We start from the raw sequence: 7,616 nt of genomic DNA on the forward strand, positions 1-7,616 counted from the left end.
TCAACGTGGCACCACACGAGGTTTTCATGCCCTCCAGAGCAAGCCCCTGTTGATGAGTCCCACTTGCAGCCGAAGTGCCTTCCGCAATAGTTTGCTCCCCGCCGCACTTTGGACAGGACACCGGATCGTTAATCCGTGCCACCCCTTTACCCAAAATCTGGAAACTGTCATCACCCGCTAAAACAGCGCCGCCATGAGAGGTTTTATCCCCTTGTCGTATGATATTTTTCAGCATAAATATCCCGTCAGGAATGGAAATAATTGATCCCACCACCCCAAAAATAAGGTAGCAAAAATCCGATTACCACAGACAGAAAGCACAGCGCTATGCAGTGAGTAATAACAAATTGAACGACAGGAAGACAGCAATGTATCCCAATCGATTAATCCCTTTGAATAAAGGGAACAGAAGTTGAAATTCCTTTCACACTACTCATATGATGGAACTTAAAGTAATAATTATTAAACTTTGATCAGATAGCAAGCGTTTTTTATAAATTTACAAAAATATAAATTTGTAAGAAATTGTTACAAACGGTAAGAAAGCATTACAGGCGCAGTATGAATTCAATTATCTTCAATCTAATAAACGATAAAACGGACAGTGACATACCATTTTTTCAGAAAAATAATCCACGATAGATAAAACAGCTTCTCATTCACTTAAATTCCGTCTAATTATCATTGCAATATAATAAAGCATTGATTTTTAATAAAAAAATATATTTATCCCAATTTGCTATGATAACTAATAACGCCATCTGTTTAATTGTTTCACTAATGACCCATTCTTCATTAAATACCGGGGATAATGATATTACCATTTAGCCCAATCGATGGTATTCCGTTGTTGGCCGGTAATGCCGGCTTTCAAGAAAGGTCATGGATGAAGGGAGAAGCCAAAATAAATGCCAATGAATTCTCATCCCCGTGGTACGAGGGACAGTATTTGAAGTCAATCGAATTATTACTTCATTTATGGTTCATCTCCGTTGGTTCGAAGAATATGTCATCCATCGCTCATAGGGATTCCTTATTTCTGGTGTTGGTGTTTAGGTAAATGAGTAATATGGCCTTGGTCAGGTTGGCACCTTATAAGGCGACATATCAGCATGTAACTGATATTCAAGACAATCTGTTGAGATATATTCTGCCGACACATGCGGTTTTGTGTATTTCGGCGCCACCCCTTCGACGGTGATCCACTGGTTATTTTTCGGGGGTGAAAGCGGTTCATTTGGGTCAGCACAGCCTGATATTAATGTGATTAACAAAACCAATAAATACTGTTTGATATTTATCATGGTCAGTTTTCCTGATGAGATTACTTTATGTAACGGGTATCTACCATTTGAGTATCTGTTTCAATGTGTCCATCGGGATATTCAACCCATTCTCCCTTCCCGTCAGTCACCGTGACCTTCGGCATTTTGGTTTCATCCAGTTTAGGCTTAAAGGTAATTTTCCATTCTGCTCCTGGTGTTAATTTCAGCCGAAAAGGATATGAATCCACTATACCCTGTAAGAAAATTCTGTTTGGGCGTCCCTCAACTACTTTCAAAACAGGGTAAATAGTTGGGCTGAAATCTATCGTATTCAATGCACGAGTCTCAGAGGCTTCAGAATAATTTGTTCGCGCTGCATCGTTGATAAAGGCGGTTAGACCTGTTCCTCCATAGGGTATAGCATCTTTCACCAGGTGGCTAACATCGGTATAACTCACGGACACAAACGCCCGGTCAATTTTCCATTTACACCAGCCTCCACCACTGAAGGGTAATTTCGCCTGAAAATGGCCGGTTTTTGGATCGGCCTTTACATCCAGGCGCAATCCGTTATAGGTCGGTACCTTATAAGGAGACATATCGGCATGAAGCCGATATTCAAGACAATCTTTTGAAATATATTCTGCTGACACATGTGGTTTTGTGTATTTCGGCGCGACACCCTCCACGGTTATCCACGGACCCTTTCCAGTAGATGAAAAGGGGAAAAGCCAGTTAAAAAAGGTATCACCAAACGCCCAATAAATAAAAGACAGCAATAACAATAACAACGAAACTTTTAATATTTTCATACTGGGAGTTCCTTACCATCGCAGTAATGCTGTAAAGCCAGTTTTCCCTTTTCTGTTTGCTGACTAACAGCCAATGATGTTATTAACTGTTTATCCATTTCCAGAAAACAGAGATTACGGTAGTAAATAGCATCTGGGATCAGTCTTTTATAAACATCCATTTTCTCCTTAAATTGACGCTGACTGTCCTGATAAACCGTCATTTTATCTGGTTCGCATAGCTCTTTAAGACGGGCATTAATATAACCGGCATATCTAGATGAAAAGTGGTTAAGAATACTTAATTTGTCTTTTAACTCAGGATTTTTATTTTCAGCAAACAGTTTGTCCTTTTCCTGTGGGGTGAGCTGGTCAAACAGGGCGTTTTGCTGTTCACCTGCCTGAGCGAACAAGTGTTCTGTTTCTTTATCCAGCTCGGGAATTAAATACAGTTTTGTCGTATTACTTAATATTTCCTCTGCACTTAATCTGGCTATCAGCGATACATTACTGGCGGCAATCAGCCATTCCGGGCAGGCGCTGGCTTTTAAAAAATGAACCACTTTGCCATGATGCAGATAAATTTCTTGACTGGCTGTTGCTTGTTTAATGGCTTTAACAATCGGTGACGGAGACACGAGTTTCATAATTTCCCAATCATATCCCGCAGGTGTCCAGTAATTGAAAAAACTATTATCCATATCTTTCTCAAAGGGCACCGAAGGAACGGGGTCATCTTCATTCACATGGCGATAATGGATAATAGAAGATAATTCCTGTACTGCACTGCGGGTTAATGTTCTCGGCATCCCGTAACTGTAGAGGCAAGGATTGTATTCTTTCAGTTGTGCACTGTGCAGTAATGCAAGTGCGCCGCCTAAGCTGTGACCACAAATAAATAGCTTTTTTCCTTTAACCAAGTCAAGAATATCATTGAATACTATTATATTTTCATTATCGGGGACTGTTAGATTTCCAACCAAACTGAACGCTTCCCAGAACCCTTTATGCACTTTGCCATTATGAATAAATTCACTGCACAGAGCTTTTTCATCACTACAGCTCAATTTCAGGGGCTGGAACGTAGTATCTGTTAAGGCATTTCTCCAACTGGCTGTACCCCGCCAACTAACAATCACATCATTTTGACTGGCCGCATAAAACAGTTGGGTATCCCCCTGCTTGTTATTTCCTGCTCGTGAATCAATAAACTTCACCCGAGTATAACGTTCACTAAACGGTACATCGTAAATCACAGGTGTTGCCGATAATTCCTCAACTTTATAGGGCAGCGTTGAAACATCCACCATCTGCCGATTAAAAAAGTGAGTCACCGAGCCTTCAGTATCAACATCCCCGCCGGCATAAGCCAACACACTCATCAAACACTGGTTATGCGCATTAACAATGGAATACTCTTTTTGATGATGTAGCTGCAAGACCCAGGCCCGAAACGGGCATATTTCCAATACATACCGTTGATTTAAGGGATGAACCGTGTAGCCACTTGGCTCCGGGTCTGGAAAATGATAGGGGGGTGGAATTTTTTTAGGGTCATACCAATCCTTAATCACCGGCAAACCATCACTAATCTGCCCGATAGTCACATAATGATATTGATGACCTTCAGCTTCGGCTTTTGGCTTTACCACCGAAGCCTCTTCACCACGTATTTCCCGCAACGGGCGTTGTTCCATCTCATCGGCCAACGATTGGGCATGGATAGACAATATCACGGGATGAGCTGACAGGTTTTCTTCCCTGAGCACCCCGAAACCATCCGTTGTCCCCCGGCGCACATGATCCGGTAATCCCCAGCTTACCAAGCCATAAGGCGCATTGATTAGCGGTTTTCCCTGTTCATCCACCAACTGAAATTCCACCCAGTGTTTCAAACGCCTGCAATCAAGACATTCACGCGGATCTATTTTACTCATCAGTGTTTTCCTCTGCTTGTTATTAAATATAGGGACGCAGTCCGAACATCATCTCTTGAAAGTCCCACAAGACTTCTCCTGTCTGACCATCAATCACCTTCATCATCAAAAAAGCGCCCATGCTGATGAAAACCGTCAGCAGGCGTGTCACCACCAGGCTGAACTGATACATCTCCCCCTGATTGGCAAAACAATCCGGGTTCAGGGTCAGGATAAGCTGGTGGTCCCGCACAGGAACGCCCTTGTCGAGGCGATCTTAAAAATAAGGTAGCAAAAATCCGATTACCACAGACAGAAAGCACAGCGCTATGCAGTGAGTAATAACAAATTGAACGACAGGAAGACAGCAATGTATCCCAATCGATTAATCCCTTTGAATAAAGGGAACAGAAGTTGAAATTCCTTTCACACTACTCATATGATGGAACTTAAAGTAATAATTATTAAACTTTGATCAGATAGCAAGCGTTTTTTATAAATTTACAAAAATATAAATTTGTAAGAAATTGTTACAAACGGTAAGAAAGCATTACAGACTCAGTATAAATTCAATTATCTTCAATCTAATAAACGATAAAACGAATAGTGACATGCCATTTTTTCAGAAAAATAATCCACGATAGATAAAACAGCTTCCTATCCACTTAAATCCCGTCCAATTATCATTGCGACATAATAATGTATTGATTTTTAACCAAAAAATATATTTACCCCAATTTGTTATGATAGCTAATAACGCTATCTGTTTAATTGTTTCACTAATGACCCATTCTTCATTAAATACCGGGGATAATGATATTACCATTTAGCCCAATCGATTGTATTCCGTTGTTGGCCGGTAATACCGGCTTTCAAGAAAGGTTATGGATGAAGGGAGAAGCCAAAATAAATGCCAATGAATTCTCATCCCCGTGGTACGAGGAACAGTATTTGAAGTCAATCGAATTATTACTTCATTTATGGTTCATCTCCGTTGGTTCGAAGAATATGTCATCCATCGCTCATAGGGATTCCTTATTTCTGGTGTTGGTGTTTAGGTAAATGAGTAATATGGCCTTGGTCAGGTTGGCACCTTATAAGGCGACATATCAGCATGTAACTGATATTCAAGATAATCTGTTGAGATATATTCTGCCGACACATGCGGTTTTGTGTATTTCGGTGCCACCCCTTCGACGGTGATCCACTGGTTATTTTTCGGGGGTGAAAGCGGTTCATTTGGGTCAGCACAGCCTGATATTAATGTGATTAACAAAACCAATAAATACTGTTTGATATTTATCATGGTCAGTTTTCCTGATGAGATTACTTTATGTAACGGGTATCTACCATTTGAGTATCAGTTTCAATGTGTCCATCGGGATATTCAACCCATTCGCCTTTCTTAGTCACTGTGACCTTCGGCATTTTGGTTTCATCCAGTTTAGGTTTATAGGTAATTTTCCATTCAGCGCCCGGCGTTAACTTCAGCCTAAAAAAACGTTGCGCTACTTGTCCTTGTAAGAATATTCTTTTCGGTCTCTTTTCAACCATCTTCAAAACAGGGTAAATAGTGGGGCTGTAATTGATGATATTCAATGCCTCGGTTTCGCTAAGACTTATTCGGACAGCATCGTTGATAAATGCGGTTAAACCTGTTCCTTCAGCCCCTACCTCCTGAACAGCATTTTGCATCAAATGGGTGACATCGGTATAACCTATGGTTACAAATGCTTGGTCAATTTTCCATTTACACCACCCTCCACCACTGAAGGGTAATTTCGCCTGAAAATGGCCGGTTTTGGGATCAGCTTTTACATCCAGATTCAATCCGTGATAGGTCGGTACCTTATGAGGGGACATCTGCGAATCAACTTCATAATCAAGACAAGTTTTTGATTTATACACAGCTGACACATACGGTTTTGTGTATTTCGGCGCGACACCCTCCACGGTTATCCACGGACCCTTTCCAGTAGATGAAAAGGGGAAAAGCCAGTTAAAAAAGGTATCACTAAACGCCCAATAAATAAAAGACAGCAATAACAATAACAACGAAACTTTTAATATTTTCATACTGGGAGTTCCTTACCATCGCAGTAATGCTGTAAAGCCAGTTTTCCCTTTTCTGTTTGCTGACTAACAGCCAATGATGTTATTAACTGTTTATCCATTTCCAGAAAACAGAGATTACGGTAGTAAATAGCATCTGGGATCAGTCTTTTATAAACATCCATTTTCTCCTTAAATTGACGCTGACTGTCCTGATAAACCGTCATTTTATCCGGTTCGCATAGCTCTTTAAGACGGGCATTAATATAACCGGCATATCTAGATGAAAAGTGGTTAAGAATACTTAATTTGTCTTTTAACTCAGGATTTTTATTTTCAGCAAACAGTTTGTCCTTTTCCTGTGGGGTGAGCTGGTCAAACAGGGCGTTTTGCTGTTCACCTGCCTGCGCGAACAAGTGTTCTGTTTCTTTATCCAACTCAGGAATTAAATACAGTTTTGTCGTATTACTTAATATTTCCTCTGCACTTAATCTGGCTATCAGCGATACATTACTGGCGGTAATCAGCCATTCCGGGCAGGCACTGGCTTTTAAAAAATGGACCACTTTGCCATGATGCAGATAAATTTCTTGACTGGCAGTCGCTTGTTTAATGGCTTTAACAATCGGTGACGGAGACACCAGCTTCATTACTTCCCACTCGTACCCCGCCGGCGCCCAGTAATTGAAAAAGCCATTATCCATATCTTTCTCAAAGGGCACCGAAGGAACGGGGTCATCTTCATTCACATGGCGATAATGGATAATAGAAGATAATTCCTGTACTGCACTGCGGGTTAATGTTCTCGGCATCCCGTAACTGTAGAGGCAAGGATTGTATTCTTTCAATTGAGCACTGTGCAGTAATGCCAATGCCCCTCCCAGACTGTGTCCACAAACAAACAACCTTTTGCCTGTGGTCAAACCCAGAATATCGCTGAATACTGTTGTATCTTTATTACTGGGAGCTCTTAACATCCCAACCAGACTAAATGCTTCCCAGAACCCTTTATGCACTTTACCACGGTGAATAAACCCGTTGCACAGGGCTTTCTCATCGTCGCAACTCAAACTTAACGGCTGAAAGGTGATATCAGTTAGGACATTCTCCAGACTAATGGTACCCCGCCAGCTGACAAGAACATCACTGTTGCTGGCTACATAAAACAGCCGGGTATCACCCTGTTTATCTGCCGTTTCTGAATCAATAAACTCTACCCGAGAATAACGTTCACTGAACGGCACATCATAAACCACAGGATTGGCTGATATTTTTTCCACCTTATAAGGCAGTTTCGAAACATCCACCATCTGCCGGTTGAAGAAATGAGTCACCGAGCCTTCAGTATCAACATCCCCGCCGGCATAAGCCAACACACTCATCAAACACTGGTTATGCGCATTAACAATGGAATACTCTTTTTGATGATGTAGCTGCAAGACCCAGGCCCGAAACGGGCATATTTCCAATACATACCGTTGATTTAAGGGATGAACCGTGTAGCCACTTGGCTCCGGGTCTGGAAAATGATAGGGGGGTGGAATTTTTTTAGGGTCATACCAATCCTTAATCACCGGCAAACCATCACTAAT

The 7,616-nt window shown here is 41.4% G+C and carries 6 protein-coding genes and 2 pseudogenes; all 8 read right to left on the reverse strand.

Features of this window, described 5'->3' with window-relative positions:
* The coding region (locus LGZ99_RS22720; RefSeq protein WP_262979667.1) for a PAAR domain-containing protein at positions 1 to 235 on the reverse strand (235 nt) is incomplete at its 3' end.
* A gap of 847 nt (positions 236 to 1,082) precedes the next feature.
* A pseudogene (locus tag LGZ99_RS22725) lies at positions 1,083 to 1,304 on the reverse strand (hypothetical protein); the annotation flags it as partial.
* Positions 1,305 to 1,324: 20 nt separating this feature from the next.
* The gene (locus tag LGZ99_RS22730; RefSeq protein WP_023046772.1) at positions 1,325 to 2,077 is read right to left on the reverse strand and encodes a hypothetical protein; all 753 of its coding nucleotides are present in this window, start codon (positions 2,075 to 2,077) and stop codon (positions 1,325 to 1,327) included.
* Positions 2,074 to 3,993, reverse strand: a complete 1,920-nt coding sequence (locus LGZ99_RS22735) for a lipase family protein (RefSeq protein ID WP_262979668.1) — start codon at positions 3,991 to 3,993, stop codon at positions 2,074 to 2,076. Before LGZ99_RS22735 ends, LGZ99_RS22730 begins: the two co-directional genes overlap by 4 nt.
* A gap of 22 nt (positions 3,994 to 4,015) precedes the next feature.
* On the reverse strand, positions 4,016 to 4,225 hold the full coding sequence (locus LGZ99_RS22740) for a hypothetical protein (protein WP_046976425.1): 210 nt from the start codon (positions 4,223 to 4,225) through the stop codon (positions 4,016 to 4,018).
* Between the two features lie 831 nt (positions 4,226 to 5,056).
* Positions 5,057 to 5,278 (reverse strand): annotated as a pseudogene (locus tag LGZ99_RS22745) (hypothetical protein); the annotation flags it as partial.
* A gap of 20 nt (positions 5,279 to 5,298) precedes the next feature.
* Positions 5,299 to 6,048: a hypothetical protein gene (locus LGZ99_RS22750; RefSeq protein WP_262979669.1), complete on the reverse strand. Its 750-nt coding sequence runs from the start codon at positions 6,046 to 6,048 to the stop codon at positions 5,299 to 5,301.
* Positions 6,045 to 7,616: lipase family protein (locus LGZ99_RS22755; RefSeq protein WP_262979670.1), on the reverse strand; the 1,572-nt coding region annotated here is incomplete at its 5' end. The genes LGZ99_RS22750 and LGZ99_RS22755, both read right to left, overlap by 4 nt.

The organism is Photorhabdus temperata, assembly GCF_025384845.1.
In the GTDB taxonomy this organism is placed as follows: Bacteria; Pseudomonadota; Gammaproteobacteria; order Enterobacterales; family Enterobacteriaceae; genus Photorhabdus; species Photorhabdus temperata.

Coding starts and splice junctions, on each gene's coding strand:
- LGZ99_RS22730 (WP_023046772.1), bottom strand. CDS start 2,077: ATGAAAATATTAAAAGTTTCGTTGTTATTGTTATTGCTGTCTTTTATT.
- LGZ99_RS22735 (WP_262979668.1), bottom strand. CDS start 3,993: ATGAGTAAAATAGATCCGCGTGAATGTCTTGATTGCAGGCGTTTGAAA.
- LGZ99_RS22750 (WP_262979669.1), bottom strand. CDS start 6,048: ATGAAAATATTAAAAGTTTCGTTGTTATTGTTATTGCTGTCTTTTATT.